Origin of the sequence: Streptomyces sp. XY431 (assembly GCF_001279805.1) — a bacterium.
GTDB classification, from domain to species: domain Bacteria; phylum Actinomycetota; class Actinomycetes; order Streptomycetales; family Streptomycetaceae; genus Kitasatospora; species Kitasatospora purpeofusca.
On sequence record NZ_LGDO01000495.1, the window covers coordinates 17,116 to 37,562 of the forward strand.

23 protein-coding genes are annotated in these 20,447 nt (G+C 74.3%); 14 read left to right on the plus strand and 9 right to left on the minus strand.

Features of this window, described 5'->3' with window-relative positions:
• Positions 1-24 precede the first annotated feature (24 nt).
• The 6 genes from ADK60_RS34515 (at position 25) to ADK60_RS34535 (ending at position 4,783) form a co-directional block, all read left to right on the plus strand.
• The gene (locus ADK60_RS34515) at positions 25-420 is read left to right on the plus strand and encodes an HGxxPAAW family protein (RefSeq protein ID WP_053650847.1); all 396 of its coding nucleotides are present in this window, start codon (positions 25-27) and stop codon (positions 418-420) included.
• Between the two features lie 69 nt (positions 421-489).
• Complete coding sequence (locus tag ADK60_RS34520; RefSeq protein ID WP_053650878.1) at positions 490-1,686, plus strand: acetoin utilization protein AcuC; 1,197 nt, start codon at positions 490-492, stop codon at positions 1,684-1,686.
• Between the two features lie 250 nt (positions 1,687-1,936).
• Positions 1,937-2,146, plus strand: coding sequence for a helix-turn-helix domain-containing protein (locus ADK60_RS34525; protein ID WP_045937940.1), 210 nt, complete (start codon positions 1,937-1,939; stop codon positions 2,144-2,146).
• Positions 2,147-2,337: 191 nt separating this feature from the next.
• Positions 2,338-2,436, plus strand: coding sequence for a 30S ribosomal protein bS22 (locus tag ADK60_RS42660; RefSeq protein WP_003948845.1), 99 nt, complete (start codon positions 2,338-2,340; stop codon positions 2,434-2,436).
• Positions 2,437-2,633: 197 nt separating this feature from the next.
• Entirely contained in the window at positions 2,634-3,764 is a 1,131-nt protein-coding gene (locus tag ADK60_RS34530; RefSeq protein WP_045937932.1) for an NAD-dependent epimerase/dehydratase family protein, read from the plus strand.
• Between the two features lie 5 nt (positions 3,765-3,769).
• Positions 3,770-4,783: a lysophospholipid acyltransferase family protein gene (locus ADK60_RS34535; protein ID WP_045937931.1), complete on the plus strand. Its 1,014-nt coding sequence runs from the start codon at positions 3,770-3,772 to the stop codon at positions 4,781-4,783.
• Positions 4,784-4,821: 38 nt separating this feature from the next.
• Here ADK60_RS34535 and ADK60_RS34540 read toward each other — a convergent pair whose 3' ends face one another.
• The 3 genes from ADK60_RS34540 to ADK60_RS34550 all read right to left on the minus strand — a co-directional run bounded on the left by ADK60_RS34540 (position 4,822) and on the right by ADK60_RS34550 (position 8,912).
• Positions 4,822-6,177, minus strand: coding sequence for a DUF5667 domain-containing protein (locus tag ADK60_RS34540; RefSeq protein ID WP_159400703.1), 1,356 nt, complete (start codon positions 6,175-6,177; stop codon positions 4,822-4,824).
• A 280-nt stretch (positions 6,178-6,457) separates the two neighbouring features.
• Positions 6,458-7,234 (minus strand): ECF subfamily RNA polymerase sigma factor, BldN family, encoded by a 777-nt coding sequence (locus ADK60_RS34545; RefSeq protein ID WP_078896156.1) that lies wholly within the window; start codon positions 7,232-7,234, stop codon positions 6,458-6,460.
• A 637-nt stretch (positions 7,235-7,871) separates the two neighbouring features.
• Positions 7,872-8,912 (minus strand): HAD family hydrolase, encoded by a 1,041-nt coding sequence (locus ADK60_RS34550; RefSeq protein ID WP_053650879.1) that lies wholly within the window; start codon positions 8,910-8,912, stop codon positions 7,872-7,874.
• Between the two features lie 109 nt (positions 8,913-9,021).
• On the opposite strand from ADK60_RS34550, the gene ADK60_RS34555 reads away from it, so the two are divergent.
• The 7 genes from ADK60_RS34555 to hemB all read left to right on the plus strand — a co-directional run bounded on the left by ADK60_RS34555 (position 9,022) and on the right by hemB (position 16,465).
• Complete coding sequence (locus ADK60_RS34555) at positions 9,022-9,306, plus strand: glutaredoxin family protein (protein WP_045937930.1); 285 nt, start codon at positions 9,022-9,024, stop codon at positions 9,304-9,306.
• A 220-nt stretch (positions 9,307-9,526) separates the two neighbouring features.
• Positions 9,527-10,312 (plus strand): 3'-5' exonuclease, encoded by a 786-nt coding sequence (locus ADK60_RS34560; protein ID WP_078896155.1) that lies wholly within the window; start codon positions 9,527-9,529, stop codon positions 10,310-10,312.
• Positions 10,313-10,413: 101 nt separating this feature from the next.
• Positions 10,414-11,310, plus strand: coding sequence for a redox-sensing transcriptional repressor Rex (locus tag ADK60_RS34565; RefSeq protein ID WP_199839820.1), 897 nt, complete (start codon positions 10,414-10,416; stop codon positions 11,308-11,310).
• Between the two features lie 34 nt (positions 11,311-11,344).
• Positions 11,345-12,682, plus strand: coding sequence for a glutamyl-tRNA reductase (locus tag ADK60_RS34570; protein ID WP_045937929.1), 1,338 nt, complete (start codon positions 11,345-11,347; stop codon positions 12,680-12,682).
• Positions 12,683-12,723: 41 nt separating this feature from the next.
• A complete protein-coding gene (gene hemC, locus ADK60_RS34575; RefSeq protein ID WP_053650849.1) occupies positions 12,724-13,752 on the plus strand; it encodes a hydroxymethylbilane synthase in 1,029 nt (342 codons plus the stop codon).
• The gene (locus ADK60_RS34580) at positions 13,749-15,419 is read left to right on the plus strand and encodes a bifunctional uroporphyrinogen-III C-methyltransferase/uroporphyrinogen-III synthase (RefSeq protein ID WP_234325801.1); all 1,671 of its coding nucleotides are present in this window, start codon (positions 13,749-13,751) and stop codon (positions 15,417-15,419) included. Before hemC ends, ADK60_RS34580 begins: the two co-directional genes overlap by 4 nt.
• Before the next feature lie 65 nt (positions 15,420-15,484).
• Complete coding sequence (hemB, locus tag ADK60_RS34585; protein WP_053650850.1) at positions 15,485-16,465, plus strand: porphobilinogen synthase; 981 nt, start codon at positions 15,485-15,487, stop codon at positions 16,463-16,465.
• A gap of 74 nt (positions 16,466-16,539) precedes the next feature.
• On the opposite strand, the gene ADK60_RS34590 is transcribed toward hemB, so the two are convergent.
• The 3 genes from ADK60_RS34590 to ADK60_RS34600 form a co-directional block, all read right to left on the minus strand.
• Positions 16,540-16,806 (minus strand): hypothetical protein, encoded by a 267-nt coding sequence (locus tag ADK60_RS34590; RefSeq protein ID WP_053650851.1) that lies wholly within the window; start codon positions 16,804-16,806, stop codon positions 16,540-16,542.
• 252 nt (positions 16,807-17,058) lie between these two features.
• Positions 17,059-17,403: a hypothetical protein gene (locus ADK60_RS34595; protein ID WP_037779809.1), complete on the minus strand. Its 345-nt coding sequence runs from the start codon at positions 17,401-17,403 to the stop codon at positions 17,059-17,061.
• Between the two features lie 81 nt (positions 17,404-17,484).
• A complete protein-coding gene (locus tag ADK60_RS34600; protein ID WP_030304790.1) occupies positions 17,485-17,829 on the minus strand; it encodes a hypothetical protein in 345 nt (114 codons plus the stop codon).
• A gap of 301 nt (positions 17,830-18,130) precedes the next feature.
• Here ADK60_RS34600 and ADK60_RS34605 point away from each other — a divergent pair, with 301 nt between their 5' ends.
• Positions 18,131-18,787, plus strand: a complete 657-nt coding sequence (locus ADK60_RS34605) for a hypothetical protein (protein ID WP_045937923.1) — start codon at positions 18,131-18,133, stop codon at positions 18,785-18,787.
• 83 nt (positions 18,788-18,870) lie between these two features.
• Here ADK60_RS34605 and ADK60_RS34610 read toward each other — a convergent pair whose 3' ends face one another.
• The 3 genes from ADK60_RS34610 to ADK60_RS34620 form a co-directional block, all read right to left on the minus strand.
• On the minus strand, positions 18,871-19,239 hold the full coding sequence (locus ADK60_RS34610) for a hypothetical protein (protein WP_045937922.1): 369 nt from the start codon (positions 19,237-19,239) through the stop codon (positions 18,871-18,873).
• Between the two features lie 119 nt (positions 19,240-19,358).
• Positions 19,359-19,634, minus strand: a complete 276-nt coding sequence (locus ADK60_RS34615; RefSeq protein WP_045937921.1) for a chaplin — start codon at positions 19,632-19,634, stop codon at positions 19,359-19,361.
• 110 nt (positions 19,635-19,744) lie between these two features.
• Complete coding sequence (locus ADK60_RS34620; protein WP_045937920.1) at positions 19,745-19,987, minus strand: chaplin; 243 nt, start codon at positions 19,985-19,987, stop codon at positions 19,745-19,747.
• Between the last annotated feature and the right edge of the window lie 460 nt (positions 19,988-20,447).

Genomic DNA, 20,447 nt, shown 5'->3' on the forward strand with positions numbered 1-20,447 from the left:
GTCCATCACACCAAACGAGGACACATGGGCGCACACGCTGATCACGACATGGGCCACACCGTGGCCGGCTGGACCGGCACCGCCGTCGTCACCCTGGGCTTCGCCGTCGCGGGCGCGGCCTTCGTCGCGGGCTCCGGTCCGGGGCTCTGGGCCGGTGCGGCGCTGATCCTCCTCGGGGCGGTCGCCGCCTGGACGCTCCACCTGGCCGGCCGGGGCAAGGCCACCGGGCCGCGCCCGCCGGAACTGCGGCACTGGCGCACCCCCGACCCGGCCGGCCGCCACGGCCACCCCGACTGCCTCGGCTGCCGGCTGGCCGGCCGCCGAACCGCCCGCCGGACCGCCCGCGCCGCCGTCCCGGCCCCCGCGCACGCCCCCGTTTCCGCCGCCGCGCCCACCCCGGGGACGAGCGCCCGGATCTGACTCCCGTACCGCGGGCGTTCAAGGACCCGTTGCCCGGCCGCACGGCCGCCACCCACTACGGTGGAGGCCATGCCCGACGCCGAGCGTGACCCCTCCTGCGGCCTGCACCTCTTCTGGGACGAGGCGGTCACCGCCTACGACTTCGGCCCGGGCCACCCGATGGACCCCACCCGGCTGTCGCTCACCATGCGCCTGGTCGAGGACCTCGGCCTCGCCGCCGGACCGGGCGTCACCGTCCGCTCCGCGCCCGCCGCGGGCGACTCCACCCTCCGCCTGGTGCACACCGCGGCCTACGTCGAGGCGGTCAAGCACGCCGCCGCCCACCCCGACCGGCAGGATCCGCGGCACGGCCTCGGCACCGACGACAACTGGTCCTTCCCCGCCGTCCACTCCGCCTCCGCGCTGATCGCCGGCCAGTCGGTCGCCGCCGCCGAGGCGGTCTGGCGCGGCGAGACCCCGCACGCGGTCAACTTCGCCGGCGGGCTGCACCACGCGATGCCCGACCGCGCGTCCGGCTTCTGTGTCTACAACGACCCGGCCCTCGCCATCGCCCGGCTGCTCGAACTCGGCGCCGAGCGGATCGCCTACGTCGACGTGGACGTCCACCACGGCGACGGCGTCCAGCACGCGTTCTGGGACGACCCCCGGGTGCTCACCGTCTCGCTGCACGAGCACCCCGCCACGCTCTTCCCGCAGACCGGCTGGAGCACCGAGACCGGCGGCCCGGGTGCCGAGGGCTCCGCCGCCAACCTCCCGCTGCCGGCCGGCACCGGCGACGCCGGCTGGCTGCGCGCCTTCCACGCCCTGGTGCCCGAGCTGCTCGCAGCCTTCCGCCCGCAGGTCCTGGTCACCCAGCACGGGGCCGACACCCATCTGGAGGACCCGCTCGCCCACCTCGCCGTCACGGTGGACGCCCAGCGGGCCATCGCCGAGGAGCTGCACGGGCTGGCGCACGAGCACGCCGACGGCCGGTGGATCGCGCTCGGCGGGGGCGGCTACGCGGTCGTCGACGTCGTCCCGAGGGCCTGGACCCATCTGGTCGCCACCGCCGCGGGCCGGCCGGTCGACCCGGCCACCGAGACCCCGGAGTCCTGGCGCGCCGAGGTCTACCGGCGCACCCGGGGTCCCGCCCCGCTGCGGATGACCGACGGCGCCCGTCCGGTCTGGCGGGACTTCGACGCGGGATACGATCCGGCGGACCGCCTCGACCAGGCGATTCTGGCCGCCCGCCGCGCCGTCCTGCCGCACCACGGCCTGCTGCCCTGACCGGGTGGCGAAGGGGCGCCTTCCGCTTGTGAAGACCTGGTGCCCGGTCGCGTTCCGTGCGCAGGCCGACCGGTACAAATCGCCGATCGACTACGTACTGCAACCGACTTATCCCTCACCGTACGAGGACTGGGCTTCTCCCTCTTCCCACTGGTACCACCCATAACTACTCTGGGGATACACGTGTGCCGGTGGAGTCACCGGAGGGGAAGCCGGTGCCTTGCACACGGGTAAGGGTCGGGTGATGGTCATGAGTTCCGGCGAACGCCCCTTGCAGGACGTCGTCTTCCTGACCGTGGCCGAGGTGGCCGCGGTCATGCGGGTCTCCAAGATGACGGTCTACCGGTTGGTGCACAGCGGTGAGCTGCCTGCCATCCGGGTCGGCCGCTCGTTCCGGGTGCCCCAGCAGGCAGTGCACGAGTACCTCAAGGAGTCCTACGTGCGGCTCGAAAGCGCGTAGGCAAGGCCGGTCAGGGCGGGGTCCACCATCGGTGGGCCCCGTCTCCGTTCGCTCCGGATTCGCCTGCGGTTCGCCTGCTCCGGGGGGCGCGATTACGACCCTGGGCGAGTGGACGGTAGGCTGGGCCCTCACGTCAGTCGTATGGACTCCGTCTCTCACGGGCGAGAGTCTCAGTGAGCGAGGGTTGTTCCGTGGGCTCTGTCATCAAGAAGCGTCGCAAGCGTATGGCCAAGAAGAAGCACCGCAAGCTTCTCAAGCGCACGCGCGTTCAGCGTCGCAACAAGAAGTAAGCGTCCCCGGCCGCGCTCGCGCGCCCAGCGCTTGACACCGCCCGTCCTGGCCCTCCGGCCGGGGCGGGCGGTGTCGTTTCCCGGTCGGCGGTTTCCCCGGTCCGGCTGTTCCCCCGGCCCGGTCGTTTCCCGGCCCACCGGCGCGGCGCGGTACGGTGCACGCAGGTCTCCCGGGCCGAGGAATGGGGTGCAGCGCTGTGGGAACGGTCGTGCTCGTCACCGGCGTCGGCCGGCACCTGGGCGCCCGCTTCGCCGCCGAGCTGCGCCGCCGGCCGGGGGTGGACCTGGTGGTCGGTGTGGACGTGCAGCCGCCGAGCCCGGCCCTGCGCGCGCTCGCCGAGCCGGACGGGCCCGCCGCGCCGTACCGCTTCCACCAGCTGGACCTGCGCCGCCCCGCCGTGGCGCGGGTGATCGCCGAGCACGGCGTCGACACCGTGGTGCACCTCGCGGTCAGCGCCACCGGACTGGGCTCCACCAACCGCTCCGCGGTGAAGGAGTCCAATGTGATCGGCACCATGCAGCTGCTCGGCGCCTGCCAGAAGGCGCCGGGGGTGCGCCGATTGGTGGTGAAGTCGACCACCGGCGTCTACGGCTCGGCGCCGCGCGACCCGGCCGTGTTCACCGAGCGGACCCAGCCGAAGACCCTGCCGGGCGGCGGCTTCGCCAAGGACGCGGTCGAGGTCGAGGGCTACGTCCGGGGCTTCGCCCGGCGCCGTCCGGACGTCGCGGTCACGGTGCTGCGGTTCGCCAACATCGTCGGCCCGGGCGCCGACACCCCGCTGACCGACTACTTCGCGCTGCCGGTCCTGCCGACCGTGCTCGGCTACGACCCCCGGCTGCAGTTCGCGCACGAGGACGACGTGGTCGAGGTGCTCTGCCGGGCCTCCTTCCCGGCCGAGCCGGGCACCGTGAACACCGGCACCGTCAACGTCGCCGGGGAGGGCGTGCTGCTGCTCTCCCAGTGCGCCCGCCGACTGGGCCGGCCGACCCTGCCGCTGCTGCTGCCGGCGGTCAGCTGGATCGCCGGACTGGCCCGGCAGACCAGGCTGGTCGACGTCTCGCCCGAGCACCTGCGGCTGCTGACCCACGGCCGGGTGGTGGACACCGCCAGGCTGCGCGGGGCCTTCGGCTACCGCCCGGTGTTCAGCACCCCGGAGGCCTTTGCGGACTTCGCCGCCGCGCAGTCGCCGGGCCTGCTGCCGCCGGAGCGGCTGACCGCCGTCACCGACGGACTGGCCGCGCTGCTCGGTCCGGAGGCCGGCCGGACCACCGCTCCGGGCACCACCGCCCCGGGCACCCCCGCCCGACCGCACCGACCCAGGAGCTGACCCGCATGAGTGCCGCCGCCGAGAACGCGCCGGGTGAGGCCAAGGTCATCCCGATCGAGTCCGCCCCCAGCTGGAGCGAGCCGCCGGCCGACGGCTCCGGCCTGGCCGACCGGGTGGCCGGCGCCGTCGGCGGCGCGCTGGCCGGGCGGCTCGGCGCCGCCGCGACCCGCGCGTTCGGCAAGGGCTGGGAGGACCGGGCCGCCGACGGCCTGGCCTTCCTGCGCCGCCGGATCACCGGCGACTACGAGGTGGACGAGTTCGGCTTCGACCGGGAGCTCACCGAGGAGGTGCTGCTCGGGCTGCTGCGGCCGCTGGCGGAGAAGTACTTCCGGATCGAGGTGCGCGGGATCGAGAACATCCCGGCCGAGGGCGGCGCGCTGATCGTCGCCAACCACTCCGGGACGATCCCGCTGGACGCGCTGATGACCCAGGTGGTGATACACGACCACCACCCGCACCACCGGCACCTGCGGATGCTCGCCGCCGACCTGGTGTTCGTCCTGCCGGGGATCAACGAGCTGGCCCGCAAGGCCGGGCACACCCTGGCCTGCAACGAGGACGCCCAGGCCCTGCTGGAGCGCGGCGAACTGGTCGGGGTGTGGCCGGAGGGCTTCAAGGGGGTCGGCAAGCCGTTCTCCGAGCGGTACAAGCTCCAGCGCTTCGGCCGGGGCGGCTTCGTCTCCTCGGCGCTGCGGGCCCGGGTGCCGATCGTGCCGTGCTCGATCGTCGGGGCCGAGGAGACCTACCCGATGATCGGCGACTTCCGGACCCTGGCCCGGCTGCTGGGTCTGCCGTACGTGCCGATCACGCCGACCTTCCCGTGGCTGGGCCCGCTGGGGGCGGTGCCGCTGCCGACCAAGTGGATCATCGAGTTCGGCGAGCCGATCGCGACCGACCGGCACCCGGTGGAGGCGGCGGACGATCCGATGCTGGTCTTCGACCTGGCCGACGAGGTCCGCGAGACCATCCAGCACACGCTGTACCAGCTGCTGGTGCGGCGGCGCTCGGTGTTCTTCTGAGCCACTCGCCGGCCGTCCGGGCCGAGCGCAACGGCGGGTCAGCCGCCGAGGATCCGCAGCCCGGGCAGCAGGCCCGGGATCAGCGGGGGCACCTCGACCCCCTGCTGCTGGGCGGCGGCGCCGCTCGCACTGGGCGACTCGGACGGCTGCGCCGGGGACCGGTCCGGCACCGGGGCCGGAGCCGGCGCGTCCGCGCTGGGCGAGGGCTTGGCCCCGGTGAGCCCGCTGGTGAGGTTGTCCACCAGACCGCCGACCGGCGCCGGTACGACATTGCCCTCGTTGCTGGGCACCGGTGCGGCCGGTGCGCCGGGGGCAGCGGGCGCCGCCGGTGCGGGCGCGCCGCCCTGCGGCGGGACCTGCGGGGTGCTGCCCGGCCGACCGCCGACCGCGGTGCCGGCCGGTCCGCCGATGACACCGCCCTGGGCCGGTACTCCGCCGACCGCCGGGTTGCCGTCGGGCGAGGTGCCGACGGACGGTCCGCCCGGCACACCCGTCCCGCGGGTGCCGTCGCCCGCCCCGCCGTCGTCCGGCATCCCGCTCTTGGCGGGCTGCTGGACCAGACGCAGGGGCGCGACGTCCTGGCTTATGTCGTCGAAGAGCTGGTCCACCAGGTGGGCCTGCGGGACGAGCTGGTCCGGGAGCCGGGACTGCACCTCGGCCCAGGCGCCGTCCTCGTCCTGGGCGAAGCCTGCCAGGGCGCGCATCGGGTCGAGCGAGCCGTTGTTGCGGTAGACGGCGCGCAGCAGGTCGCGGCCCTTGAGGGCATCGGTGTGCATGTCGTCCAGGGCCTTGCGGACCTGCTCGACGGTGCCCGGGCTGAGCGAGCCGCCGGTACCGGCCCGGCCCACCAGTGACCGGGCCTCACCGAGCCGGGTGGCCGCGTTGTCGAGCAGCAGTTCGCCGCGCTCGCTGTCGGTGTTCGCGAGGTTGAGCCGGAGTCCCTCCAGTCCGCGCTTCATGCCGTACAGCGGGTCGCCGGGGAGGGCGTTGCCACTGGCGGCCGCGGCCCCGGCGAAGCTGCCGACGGCGAGGCCGGCGACGAGCCCGCCGATCGCGAACCGGCGGCTCCAGCGTCCGCGCGGCGCCGTGCGGACGGCCCGGTGGCGGCGCTGACGCGGCACGGTGACGCCCGGTCCGCCCGCGAAGGCCTGCTCGAACGCGGCCATCAGCTGGGCGCGTTGGACGGTCCGGACCTCGTGGTCGAGTTCCGGAGCGGGCAGCGCGCCGAGCGCGCCGACCGTGTCGATGAGTTCGGCCATCGCGACCGAACCGGCGTTGCCGGTAGCGGTGTTGGCCGTTCCGTTGCCGTCGGCAGCGCGTTGCTCCGCCTGGTGGGCCTCCAGCGCCTCGGCGAAGGCCTTCGCCCGCCGGTGCTCAAGCACGTTTGCCGTCACGGGCCACACCTCCCTTCGTCGTTGTCGACACCCCGGCCTGCCGGACGGTTGCCCCGGCAAGCCAAAGCCACTCCATCGGGTGAGAGGTCGCAATTCGACTTGACCGCACGCCTGGTGGAGGCTTGCAAGCTGGCCAACGAGCGGCGCGGGCGGTCGGTTACGCACGACTGATCATCGGACCGACCGTTCACCCGGATGTGTCGGGCCGCCGCCGAGGGTGACGGCCCGCCCACTATCTCTCCCGCCGCTTCCCCGGGGGCCTCCCCGGACCGCCGCCGGCTCACCGCGCGTCGGGCGGGAGCAGGCGGGCCAGGGTGCGCACGGCGCGGTACTGGAGGGTCTTGATGGCACCCTCGTTCTTGCCCATGATCCGGGCGGTCTCGGCGACCGACAGCCCCTGCAGGAAGCGCAGCGTGACGCACTCCTGCTGCTGCGGGTTCAGCCGGCGGACCGCCTCCAGCAGGGCCGCGTTGGAGAGCGACTCCAGCACCGAGTCCTCGGGGCTGCGTTCGCACTCGTTGGAGTCGAGCATCTCGCCCGTGGTGACCTCCAGCCGGAACCGGCTGGACTTGAAGTGGTCGGCGACCAGGTTGCGGGCGATGGTCACCAGCCAGGCGCCGAAGTCCCGGCCCTGCCAGGTGAAGGTGCCGATCCGGCGCAGCGCGCGCAGGAACGTCTCGCTGGTGAGGTCCTCGGCGGTGGCCCGGCTGCCGACCCGGTAGTAGATGTAGCGGTAGACGGTGTCCGCGTAGTGGTCGTAGAGCCGGCCGAAGGCCTCGCTCTCGCCGGCCTGGGCGCGCTCGACCAGCTCCATGATCGGGTTGTGCTCGGTCTCGTAACCGGGGCCGGTGGTGGTGCGGGAGCGGCTGCGGCCGCCGGCGCTGCCGGTCCGGCCCCGGGTGCCGGCCCCGGTCGAGCCGGCCGCGGTGGTGCGCAGCAGGGGGGTGCCGGGACGGTCCTGGGTCTGGCCGAACGCGGCTCCGGCGGGCACCAGTTGGGGGGTGGCGGCGAGCTGGCTGCGGAGCAGGGTGCGCAGCAGGTCCAGGCCGGTGGAGATCTGCCGGGGCGGGACCGGGCGGCCGCGGAGGCTGGTGCGGGAGCGCAGGGGCGCGGACGACGGGCGGGAGGGTGCAGGCGCGTCGTTCCGGACGGGTGGGTACACGGGACTCCCAGAGGCAGAACTGTGGACGGATCACCTCCGCCTGCGCGGAGAGCACGTCCGCGCCCCCCGGGTCGCGCTGGGGCGGTTGGGTGACGTGCATCCAGGAGAGAATAACGCTTTGTGCAATGACAGCTACACCGTGTGGTCGAAGTGGTCGTTTGGGATCCGCATTGAACGAATATCCGGCCGACAGTGACCGAACATGTCGGCGATCGGCTGGCTCAACGTGACAGAACGGGTGCACCTGGTGACCAATTCGGTGGTGCGGCGGGCGGTTTCCCGGTTCTGGGGCCCGATAACCCCCGACTTTGTCGAGCTGGCGAACGATCAGATCCGGTCACGGGCTGGCGAGTTCGATCGACGGGGCCGGACGGGCCCGCGACGCGCGGGAGTTCGCCCGTACGGGCGGCATCGTCAGCGCGCGAATTGACCGGACTCACCCCGGCGCGGGCCCCGGACGGCCGTCCGCAGGGTCCGGTCCGCCCGTCGCCCGTCGCCCGTCGCCCGTCGCCCGTCGCCCGCTGCTCGTCGCTCAGGCGCGGTGCCGGCGGTGCAGCGCGGCCCAGGCCGCGACGGCGCCCGCGGCCACGCCGAGCGCGGCGGCGGCCGGCAGCCCGACCCGGGCGGCCTTCCGTCCGGTCCGGAAGTCCCGGACCCGCCAGCCCTGCGCGCGGGCGTGCCGCCGCAGCGCGCCGTCCGGGTTCACCACGTAGGGGTGGCCCACCAGCGAGAGCATCGGGATGTCGTTGGCCGAGTCGCTGTACGCGGCGCAGCGGTCGAGGTCGAGCCGCTCCCGCCGGGACAGCGAGCGCACCGCGGCCGCCTTGGCCGGCCCGTGCAGCAGTTCGCCGACCAGCCGGCCGGTGTACGCGCCCTCGCGGGCCTCGGCGACGGTGCCGAGCGCCCCCGTCATGCCGAGCCGGGCCGCGATGATCCGGGCCACCTCCACCGGGGCGGCGGTGACCAGCCAGACCCGCTGCCCGGCGTCCAGGTGCATCTGGACCAGCGCGCGGGTGCCCGGCCACACCTTGTCGGCGATGACCTCCTCGAAGACCTCCTCGCAGAGCGCCTCCAGCTCGGCGGTCCGCTTGCCGGCGACCAGGCCCAGGGCGGTGTGCTGGGCGTCGGCCATGTGGTCCGGGTCCTCGGCGCCGTACAGCCGGAACCAGGCCTGCTGCCAGGCGAAGCGCGCGATGTCCCGGCGGGTGAGGAAGCCCCGGCGGTAGAGGCCGACCCCGAGGTAGAAGATCGCGGCCCCGCGCAGGATGGTGTTGTCGCAGTCGAAGAAGGCGGCGGCGCGCGGGTCGTCGGGATCGGGGGTGTGGTTCTCGGCGGGGGGCCTGGGCGCCCTGCCGCGCCGGGCGGGCTCCGCGTCCGCGGGCTCCGCCTCCTCGGCCGACCGGGTCTCCGCCGCCGGCCCGGTGCCGTCGGCCGGCTCCGCCGGAACCTCCCCGACCGGCGCCGGGGCGGCCCGCAGGGCGGCCTCCGCCGCCTCCGCCGCGGCCTCGCCCGCCAGCGCGGCCCGCGAGCCGGTGGAGCGCCTTGACTGGGTGAGCCTTCGGAGCACGGCCATGCCATCGAGCATAGCCAGCCACCTGTGCGGCGGCCGTGACGGCGACGTGCCCGACGGGTGAACGGCGGCCGGGTCCGGACCGTCCGCCGGGTCGGCGCACAATGGCGGGGTGAGTCCACTGCTGCGACGTGACAAGAACCGGGGCCCGGGGCCGGCCGACCGGACGGTGACCCTGGTGGCCAAGCCCGGCTGCCATCTGTGCGACGACGCCCGGGAGGTGATCGTCCGGGTGACGGCCGAGCTGGGCGCGGCCTTCGAGGAGAAGGACATCACCCAGGACCCGGAGCTCCACCACCTCTACTGGGAGCAGATCCCGGTCACCCTGATCGACGGGCGCCAGCACGACTTCTGGCGGGTGGACGAGAAGCGCCTGCGCACCGCGCTCGGCGCCTGACCCGGGCCCCGGCGGCCCCGACGGGAGGCACCGGCCCGCTCCGCCGGGAGCCGCCCGCCCGCTCCGCCGGGGGGCTCCCGCGCCCCCGCCGAACGGCGGGGGCGGTTCGCCGAATCGTTGTGAAGATTCCGCGTTCCCGGCTTGGGGCACCGGCCGTCGGTCGGCTTACGATCGAACTCGTCTGCGCCCATGGGGGGCTGAGCACGCGAGGAGTGCCGCCATGCTTCCCGGTCCGCCCTTAGCCACGCCCGCCGAGCCCTCGGCCGCGCGCGGGGGCTTCGCCGTGGTGGACGTGGAGGCGACCGGCCGCAGCCCCTGGCGGCACCGGGTGGTCGAGGTGGCGGTGGTGCTGCTGGACGAGCGGCTCCGCCCCGAGGGCGAGTTCTGCACCCTGCTGGACCCGCTCGGCCCGGTCGGCCCGACCCATGTGCACCGGATAGCGCAGGAGGACGTCGAGGGCGCCCCGCGCTTCCGCGAGATCGCGCCGCTGCTGCTGGAGCTGCTGACCGGCCGGGTGCTGGTCGGCCATCACGTCACCTGCGACCACGCCTTCCTGGATCGCGAGTTCGCCCGGATCGGGGTCCCGCTGCCGCCGGTGCCCTCGCTGTGCACGATGCGGCTGGCCCGGGCCCATCTGCCGGAGGCCGGCGGCTTCGGCCTGGCGGCCTGTGTGGCGGCGGCCGGCCTCGGCGGCTTCGCCGCGCACACCGCGCTCGGCGACGCCCGGGCCACCGCCGACCTGCTCCGCCACTGCCTGGACGCGCCGTCCTGCCCGCCGGACGACTGGGCGGAACCGCTGCGCGAGGCGGCCGCGGTGCCGTGGCCGAGGCTGGGGCGGGCCCGGTCCCGGCCGTCCGGGGAGCCGGTGCCGCTGGTCCTGCGGGGGTCCTCCCGCCCGGCTCCGCCCGTGCTGCCGAACGGCCTGCTGTACGGCCCTCGGCCACCCCTTGCACCGCCCCCGGCGGCGGCCCGGAAAGGGGCCGGTGCTATGGGGTCCACGGCGTGATGCGCATCACTGTGCGTGGACAAATCGGACACCATCTTTGTGCACACGTTCACAAACGCATAGCCTGGCTGCCAAAGCCCAGCTTCACCCACAGGAGCACCGTGGCAATCGGCCGATCACCACAGAGCAGTTCGCAGACGCCCGACCAGGGCGCCGCGCGTCGACCTTCGCGCGCCCGGGGCATCCCGGAGGCGACGGTCGCCCGGCTTCCGTTGTACCTGCGCGCGCTCACCGCGCTCTCCGAGCGCTCGGTGCCGACCGTCTCCTCCGAGGAGCTGGCGGCCGCGGCCGGGGTGAACTCCGCCAAGCTGCGCAAGGACTTCTCCTACCTGGGCTCGTACGGCACCCGCGGGGTCGGCTACGACGTCGAGTACCTCGTCTACCAGATCTCCCGCGAGCTGGGCCTGACGCAGGACTGGCCGGTCGTCATCGTCGGCATCGGGAACCTCGGCCACGCGCTCGCCAACTACGGCGGCTTCGCCTCCCGCGGTTTCCGGGTGGCCGCCCTGCTGGACGCCGACCCGTCCGTGGTCGGCAGCAGCGCGGCCGGCCTGCCGGTGCGCCACATGGACGAACTGGAGTCCATCGTGGAGAGCCAGCACGTCTCGATCGGTGTCATCACCACGCCGCCCGGCGCCGCCCAGCAGGTCTGCGACCGGCTGGTCGAGGCCGGTGTCACCAGCATCCTGAACTTCGCCCCGACCGTGCTGACCGTTCCGGACGGCGTGGACGTGCGCAAGGTGGACCTCTCCATCGAGCTGCAGATCCTCGCCTTCCACGAGCAGCGCAAGGCCGGCGACGAGCCGGACCGCACGGAGTCCGTGCTCGACCGCGCCCCCGGCCCGGTCCGCGCCGCCGCGGCCAAGCTGCGCCGCGCGGCCGGCGGCAGCACCAAGCCCCGCACCGCCGCCGAGTCGGCCAAGGACGCGGAGCCGACGGCGCAGGGCAAGCCCGGCAAGCCCGGCGAGGGCGAGCTGTCCGCGGTGATGCCGGCATGAGCGGGACCGAGAATCGTGGGACCAGGGGGCGGGCGTGAGTCTTCTCGTCGTAGGGCTGAGCCATCGCACGGCCCCGGTCGGCGTGCTGGAGCGGGCCGCGCTGACCGGTGAGGTGCCGACCCGGCTGCTGCACGACGCGGCCGCGTCCGCGACCGTCGCCGAGGCGGCGCTGGTCAACACCTGCAACCGGATCGAGCTGTACGCGGACGTGGACAAGTTCCACGCCGGCGTCGCCGAGCTGTCGCTGCTGCTCGCCCACCACAGCGGGGTCGACCTGGAGGAGCTGACCTCCCACCTCTACGTCCACTACGAGGACCGCGCGGTCCACCACCTCTTCTCGGTGGCCTGCGGCCTGGACTCGATGGTGGTCGGCGAGGGCCAGATCCTCGGCCAGCTGCGCGACGCCCTGGCCAAGGCGCAGGAGGAGCACACCGCCGCGCGCGGCCTCAACGAGCTCTTCCAGCAGGCCCTGCGGGTCGGCAAGCGGGCGCACAGCGAGACCGGCATCGACAAGGCCGGCCAGTCCCTGGTGACCTTCGGCCTGGAGCAGGTCGCGGCCGGCGCCGGCGCGATCGCGGGCAAGCGGGCGCTGGTGGTCGGCGCGGGCTCGATGAGCTCGCTGGCCGCCGCCACCCTGGTCCGCTCGGGCGTGACGGACCTGCTGATCGCCAACCGGACGCCGGAGCGCGCCGAGCGGCTGGTCGAGATCCTCGGCGGGGACGTCGCCCGCACCCTGGACCTGGCGAAGGTGCCGGAGGCGCTGGCCGACGTCGATCTGGTGATCTCCTGCACCGGCGCGGCCGGCACGGTGATCGGGGCGCAGGACGTCGCCGCCGCCGTCGCCGCGCGCGCCGCCGCCACCCCCCTCGCCTTCCTCGACCTCGCCATGCCGCGCGACGTCGACCACGCCGTGCACGAGCTGCCCGGCGCGCTCCTGGTCGACCTGGAGAGCCTCTCGCACGCCCACGCCGCCACCCCCGGCGCCGGGGACGTCGACGCCGTCACCGGCATCGTCGCCGAGGAGGTCACCGCCTTCGGCGCCGCCCAGCGGGCCGCGCGGATCGCCCCCACCGTGGTGGCGCTGCGCGCGATGGCCTCCGGGGTGGTCGCCACCGAGCTGGCCCGCCTGGACTCCAGGCTGCCCGGTCTGGACGAGCGCTCGCGCGCCGAGATCGGCCAGACCGTCCGCCGGGTCGTCGACAAGCTGCTGCACGCCCCCACCGTGCGGGTGAAGCAGCTGGCCGCCGAACCCGGCGGCGCCTCCTACGCGGAGGCACTGCGTGAACTGTTCGACCTCGACCCGGCCGCCGTCCACGCGGTCTCGGGCACCCCGATCGGCACCCAGCAGCCTGCGGGCGGGGGCGCCGGATGAACCGTCAGCCATCCCACGAGTACCACCGGGACGATCACCCCATGAATGGTCAACCGCTCACCGGCCAGGCACCGGACCCCACCGCGGCACCCCTGCGGCTCGGCACCCGGCGCAGCGCGCTCGCCATGGCGCAGTCGGGCATGGTCGCCCGCGAGGTGACCCGCCTCACCGGGCGCCCCGTCGAGCTGGTGGAGATCACCACCTACGGCGACACCTCCCGCGAGGCGCTGGCCCAGATCGGCGGCACCGGTGTGTTCGTCTCCGCGCTGCGCGACGCGCTGCTCGAGGGCCGGATCGACTTCGCCGTGCACTCGCTCAAGGACCTTCCGACCGCGGCCCCCGAGGGCCTGCTGCTGGCCGCCGTCCCCGAGCGCGAGGACAGCCGCGACGCCCTGGTGGCGCGCGACGGCCTGGCGCTCGGCGAGCTGGTGGAGAAGCTGGCCGGAGCCGGCCGCCCGGCCCGGATCGGCACCGGTTCGCCGCGCCGGATGGCGCAGCTGAACGCCTGGGCCCGCGAACGCGGCGACCGGCTGGAGACCGTCGCGATCCGCGGCAACGTGGACACCCGGATCGGCTTCGTGGCCTCCGGCGAGCTGGACGCCGTGGTGCTGGCCACCGCGGGTCTGAACCGGCTCGGCCGGTCCGCGGAGATCACCGAGCACCTCGACCCCGAGCTGATGGTCCCGGCCCCCGGCCAGGGCGCGCTCGCCATCGAGTGCACCGCCGCCGCCGCGCTCCCGGAAGGGGGCGGTCTGGCCGCCGCGCTGGCGGCCCTCGACCACACCCCCACCCGGGTCGCGGTGGCCGCCGAGCGGGCCCTGCTCGCCACCCTGGAGGCCGGCTGCTCCGCACCGGTCGCCGCGCTGGCCGCCTGGGACCACCGATCCGAACTGCGGCTGGAGGGCGTGGTCGGCACCGTCGACGGCGCCACCCTGCTGAAGATGTCCGCCCACGGTCCGATCGTCCTCGACGAGACCGCCGAGCAGCAGGCGGTGGCCCTCGGCCGCACGCTGGCCGCCCGGCTGCTCGACGCGGGCGCGGCCGCCCTGATGGGGGAGCGAGCCCGATGAGCCCCACCGCCGCCACCGACAGCCCGTTCCCGGCCGACAGCCCGTTCGGGGGTACGGTGCCCGCCACCGGCCGGTGCACCTTCCTGGGCGCGGGCCCCGGCGACCCGGGCCTGCTGACCCTGCGCGCGGTCGAGGTCCTGGCCTCGGCCGACGTCCTGGTCGCCGACCCGCTGACCGCGGCCGCCGTGCGCAGCCACTGTCCCTCGGGCGTACAGGTGCACGCCCCCGGCACCGAGGGGCCGGACTTCGACCTGGCGAACCTGGTCGCCGAGGCCGTGCGCTCCGGCAAGCACGTGGTGCGGACCGTCGACGGCGACCCGGGCCTGGACGGCTGCGCCGCCGAGGAGATGCTCGGCTGCGCCGGCGCCGGGATCGCCTTCGAGGTGATCCCGGGCGTCGCCCAGTCGGTCGGCGTGCCGGCCTACGCGGGGGTGCCGCTGCGCGGCGCCGCCGGGACGGACGTCCGCTTCGTGGAGGCCGCCGCGCTGCTGGCCGGCTCCCCGGTGGACCTGGGCGCGCCGGAGACCACCCTGGTCGTGCGCACCACCCTGGGCCAGCTGCCGGCCACCGCCAACGCGCTGGTCTCCAACGGCCGCAAGCCGGAGTCGGCGCTCAGCGCGACGCTCTCCGGCACCACCACCCGCCAGCGCACCTTCACCGCGACCCTGGCCACCATCGCGGCGGACCTCAAGGCCGCCCGGGTGCTGCCCGCGCCGGTGTCCGCCCCGGTGGACCCCGCCACCCCGGTCATAGCCGTGGTCGGTGAGCAGGTCGCCCACCGCTCCTCGCACTCCTGGTTCGAGACCAAGCCGCTGTTCGGCTGGAACGTCCTGGTGCCGCGCACCAAGGAGCAGGCGCACGGCCTGTCCGAGCAGCTGCGCTCGTACGGCGCGGTGCCGCAGGAGGTGCCGACCATCGCGGTCGAGCCGCCGCGCACCCCGCAGCAGATGGAGCGGGCGATCAAGGGCCTGGTCACCGGCAGGTACGAGTGGATCGCCTTCACCTCGGTGAACGCGGTGCGCGCGGTGCGGGAGAAGTTCGAGGAGTACGGCCTGGACGCCCGGGCGTTCGCCGGGATCAAGGTCGCGGCGGTCGGCGAGACCACCGCGCAGGCGCTGGTCGACTTCGGCGTGAAGCCGGACCTGGTGCCGTCCGGCGAGCAGTCCGCGGCCGGGCTGCTGGAGGACTGGCCGCCCTACGACCCGGTGTTCGACCCGATCGACCGGGTGCTGCTGCCGCGCGCCGACATCGCCACCGAGACCCTGGTGGCCGGCCTGGTCGAGCTGGGCTGGGAGGTCGACGACGTGACGGCGTACCGGACCGTGCGCGCCTCGCCGCCGCCGGCCGAGACCCGGGAGGCGATCAAGGGCGGCGGCTTCGACGCGGTGCTGTTCACCTCGTCCTCGACCGTGCGGAACCTGGTCGGCATCGCGGGCAAGCCGCACAACGTGACGGTCATCGCCTGCATCGGCCCGGCCACCGCGAAGACCGCCGAGGAGCACGGCCTGCGGGTCGACGTGATGGCCCCGGCCCCGTCGGCCGCGGCGCTCGCCCAGGCCCTGGCAGACTTCGGGGCCAAGCGCCGGGACACCGCGACCGCCGCCGGCGAGCCGGTCTACCGGCCCAGTGAGCGCCGCCCCGGCTCGCGCCGCAAGGCCGCGCGCTGAATCGAGGCCGGGGGCGGACCATCCGCCGCCCCCGGCACCAGCACCACCGTTCGGAGAGAGAAGCCGTGTCCGCTGAATTCCCGTACGTCCGCCCGCGCCGGCTGCGCTCGACCCCGGCGATGCGCCGGCTGGTCGCGGAGACCCGGCTGCACCCCGCGGAGCTGATCCTGCCGCTGTTCGTCCGCGAGGGCGTGCGCGAGCCGGTCCCGGTCTCGTCGATGCCGGGCGTGGTCCAGCACACCCGGGAGACCCTGCGCAAGGCCGTCACCGAGGCGGCCGCGGCGGGCCTGGGCGGCGTCATGCTGTTCGGCGTCCCCGAGGTCCAGGACGCGACCGGCAGCGAGGGCACCAACCCGGACGGCATCCTCCAGCAGGCGATCCGGGACGTGGTCGCCGAGGTCGGCGACGCCCTGGTGGTCATGTCGGACCTGTGCCTGGACGAGTACACCGACCACGGCCACTGCGGCGTACTGGCCGCGGACGGCTCGGTCGACAACGACGCCACCCTTGAGCGGTACGCCGAGATGGCCCGGGTGCAGGCGGACGCGGGCGTCCACCTGGTCGGCCCGTCCGGGATGATGGACGGCCAGATCGGGGTGGTCCGCCGGGCCCTGGACGAGGCCGGCCACCAGGACGTCGGCATCCTCGCCTACACCGCCAAGTACGCCTCGGCGTTCTACGGCCCGTTCCGGGAAGCGGTCGGCTCCTCGCTGAAGGGCGACCGCAAGAGCTACCAGCAGGACCCGGCCAACGCCCGCGAGGCGCTGCGGGAGCTGGAGCTGGACGTCGCCGAGGGCGCCGACCTGGTGATGGTGAAGCCGGGCATGGCCTACCTCGACATCCTGCGCCAGGTCGCCGACGCCTCGCCGGTGCCGGTCTCCGCCTACCAGGTGTCCGGCGAGTACGCGATGGTCGAGGCGGCCGCGGCCAACGGCTGGATCGACCGGGAGCGGATGATCCTGGAGACGCTGACCTCGCTGCGCCGGGCCGGCGCCGAGCAGATCCTCACCTACTGGGCCCTCGAGGCCGCCGCGATGGTGAAGTAGCCGGACCGGGGCCACAGCCCCGGACACGGCGGAGGCCGGGCCCCCTACCGAAGGGGGCCCGGCCTCCGTGCGTGCTACCAGCCGCCGATGTGGGCGAAGCCCTCCTCGCCGCCGACCGCGTCGGTGGAGGTGGCGGCGCCCCAGCCGTGCGCACCGGCGTGGATGTTCGAGGTGTGGGCGAGGCCCCACCACTCGCCGGCCGCGAACACCGGGTGGGCCGAGGCGGCGAACTCGCCGCCGCCGACCAGGCCGACGTGCGCGGACGCCGCCGGGGCGGCCAGGCCGGCCAGCGCCAGCGCGCCGACGGCGGTCAGAGTGACCTTGACCAGCTTGCTCTTCATGGATCTGCCCTCTCTTCCGGAGCGCCCCGTGCGGGCGCTCTGCCTCTGACGTGTGCTCCGGTCCGGTGCCGGGGACCGGCCCTGACACGGGACCACACGCTGCCGTCCGCGGCGGCGCCCCACGCGCCGCGCCGACGGCCTGTCACCCGGCCGGACGCCGCCGGTGCGGCCCGGTCGGACGTCCGGTCCGGTACGCCCGGAGGGCCCGGGGACCAGACGTCCCCGGGCCCTCCGTCGCGCCGTGCGGCCGAATCAGCCGATCAGGTGCGAGACACCCGCGTCGCCCGAGGACTGGGTGTTCTGGCCGACGTTGCAGATCTGCTTCGGGGTGCTGTTGAGGATCGGCACCTCGACCGGGACGGCCACGCCGAGGACGGCGACCGCGATGTTGTGGACCTCCGGCAGGCAGATGTTCGCGTTGTCGAGGGTGTGGAAGTTCGGGCTGTGGTCGCCGTGGGTGCCGGTCTGGTTGGTGCCGCCGTTGCCCTGGGCGGAGACGGCGGCGCCGTCCGAGTCGGCGATGGCGGAGGCGGAGCCGGCGGACATCGCGATGGCGGCGGCGGCCAGACCGGCGGCGGCGAGAGACTTCTTGATCATTTCGGTGTTCCTCTCAGGGGTGAATCGGGGAGCGATTCGAAGGGTGGATCAGGAGGGGTGACGCAGCTTGGGACGAGCAGGTCAGCCGATCAGGTGGGAGACGCCCGAGTCGCCCTTGGTCTGGGTGCCCTGGCCCTGGGTGCAGTACTGCTTGCCACCGCTGTTGGCGATCGGGACCTCGACCGGGACGGCCACACCGAGGACGCCGACCGCGATGTTGTGGATCTCGGGCAGGCAGACGTTCGCGTTGTCCAGGAAGTGGAAGTTCGGGCTGTGGTCACCGACGGTGCCGGTGAAGTTGGTGCCGCCGTTGCCCTGGAACGACCCGGCGGAGCCGTCCGAGTCACCGATGGCCGAGGCCGGCGCCGCGGCGACGGCCAGCGCGGCGGCGGCCAGGCCGGCGGCCGCGAAGGACTTCTGGATCATGGGGAGATCCCTCTCTGAAAAGCTCTTGGTTTCCGTGCGTACAACGCGTACAACGCTCAGACCCGGTCTGCGGTCACTGACGCTCAGATCAAAGAATGACGGCACGGAAGGTTACGGGGATTTCTGAAAAGAGTCCGGGAGGCGCGACGGCCGTGTGTTTCTTGTCGGATTATTAGCCCGAACCGGTTAACGCCCGCAATCCGGGATCCGGGTGGATCGTTGAGCACATTGCTTTCGGCTGCGCCCGCGCAGCCCTTCCCTGTAGAGATCTCCACTACGGACAGGCAGAACGGTGAAAAGCATGAGGTTCTCCAAGCGGGCCGGCGCGATGCTGCTGGCGGTCGGTGCGGGCATGCTCGCCTCCCAGGGGGCGGCCTCGGCCGCCCCGGTCGGCCCCGAGCAGGTGGGGGCCCTGGAGGAGCAGCTGGCCACCCAGCAGGTGCCGGTGGACATCCCGGTGGCACCGCTGGACAGCCGGATCTCGGGCGGCATCCCGACCTCGCTGCTGATGCCCCCGGTGCCGGCCCACACCACCGGCGACGCGCTGATCCCGGAGCGCATCGTGCCGCCGCTGGGCACCGGCCGGGTCGGTCCGACCGCCAAGGCCGAGCTGCCGCTGCCGCTGCTGGACCAGGGCGCCGACCTCGGTGAGCTGCTGCTGGACGCCCCGGCGGCGCCGCTGCACGCCGACACCCCCGGGATCGGTCTCGGCAAGCCGCTCTCGCTGGCCAAGGACGGCACCGGCCAGCTCGCCGACGGCCGGGTCAAGGTGGACGAGATCGACCCGCGGCTGGTGACCGGCGCGGTGCAGGCGGTGCCCGGTGCCAGCGCCACGCTGGGCAACGAGGACGAGCGGATCTCGGTGACCGACTCGGTGGACAACCTGGCGACCACCACGACCGCGACCACCACCGGCGTGGTCCAGGAGACCGGTCTGGCGGGCCTGGCCCAGCTGTAGCCCCGGACAGCCCGGGAGCCCGGCACCCCGTGTCGCAGGACGGGGTGCCGGGCTCCCGGCGTGCGCGGTGCCGGTGCGGCGGCTCAGCCGGGCAGCACGCCGAGCAGCCCGCCGACCAGCGGCAGGTCGCGCGGGCCGCCGCCGGCGCTGAGCGGCCCGGTCAGCAGGTCGGTGCCGACCGGCGCCAGGCCGGAGTTCTCCGGCTGGACGGTCGCGCCGTTGTTCAGCACGTCGGCCGAGGAGTTGGCCCACGGGTCCAGGCGGAGGTCCTTGACCGGCGCCACGGCGTAACCGAGCCCGGCGCTGGTGCCGCCGAGCGCCTGGTTGACGTCGGTCTTGGCCAGGGCGGCACCGCCCTCGGCGGGGGCCGCGTGCGCCGCGCCGGCGCCGCCGAGCAGCATCGCGGCGCCCAGGGCGGCGGCGAGGCCGGCCCCGCTCTTCTTCGAAACCATGCGCAATCACCTTCGGGGGGAGGGGTGCCCCGGGCGGCCGGACCGCGCCCGGGTACGCCGAACCGCCCCCCGGCCGACGGGCCGGGGGGCAGTGCGGGCGGAACGCGTGCCGATGGGGATCAGCAGTCGTCCATGTCGTGGTGGTGGTGCTCGGCCTCCGCGTTGATGCAGGTGTTGCCGAACGCCGGGTTCAGCAGGCCGATCACGTTGATGGAGTTGCCGCACAGGTTGACCGGGATGTGCACCGGGACCTGGAGCTGGTTGCCGGAGGCGACACCGGGCGAGCCGGCGGCGACGCCCTCCGCGCCGGAGCTGGCGGCGGCACCGCCCGCGGCGCCGAGCACCAGGCCGGCGGCGGCGGCGGAGAGGACGGCGGCCTTCTTCACGTTCTGCATGGGGGTTGATCTCCTAGATCAAACGCGGGTTGAGCGGGCCGCACCCCGCCCGTGACGGGGTGCGGCACGAGTGCGGTTGAACCGTGGCCGCCGGGTCGGCGGCCGCCGGGTCAGCCGTGGTTGATGCAGGTGTTGCCGAACGCCGGGTTCAGGATGCTGACGAGCCCGATGGAGTTGCCGCAGACGTTGACCGGGATGTGCACCGGGATCTGGATCTGGTTGCCGGAGAGCACACCCGGGGAGCCGGCGGCGACACCCTGGGCACCGGAGCTGGCGAACGCGCCACCGGCCGCACCGACCACCAGGCCGGCGGCGGCGAGGGACAGGGCGGCAGCCTTCTTGAGGTTACGCATGTGGTTCTTCCTCCGATTTCTGCCCGACCGTCTGTGGAATAGTCGGGAGCCGGGCGAGGTGAAATCCTGGCCCGGTGGTTTCTGGGAATGCCGTGATTGTCACTCGGGCGGCCCAGATGGCGCGTGTCGCCCGTGGCGCGGGCGATGAGCGGCCGCCGCGGTACCGTGCGCCGCGAACGATTCCCGCACGGCCGGGAAGATTCGCATCGACGCGCGACCGGGAGGAATTCCGGACGGGCTTGGACCGGCGGCGGATCTCCTCGTCTTGGCGGGCGGGTGGAGCGTGTTCCGACTGTGAGAACGAGGCAGTGCGCCGGGGGAAACGGTCGGATGCGGCAGTCACCCGAATGCCCGGACGGGGGTCCGTTCCTCCGGACGGGTGACAGTGGGGGTGCCCTCGCAACCGGCTCGACCGGGTCTCGTTGGAGATGTCGCACTCCCCGTGCATCTCTGTCGAACA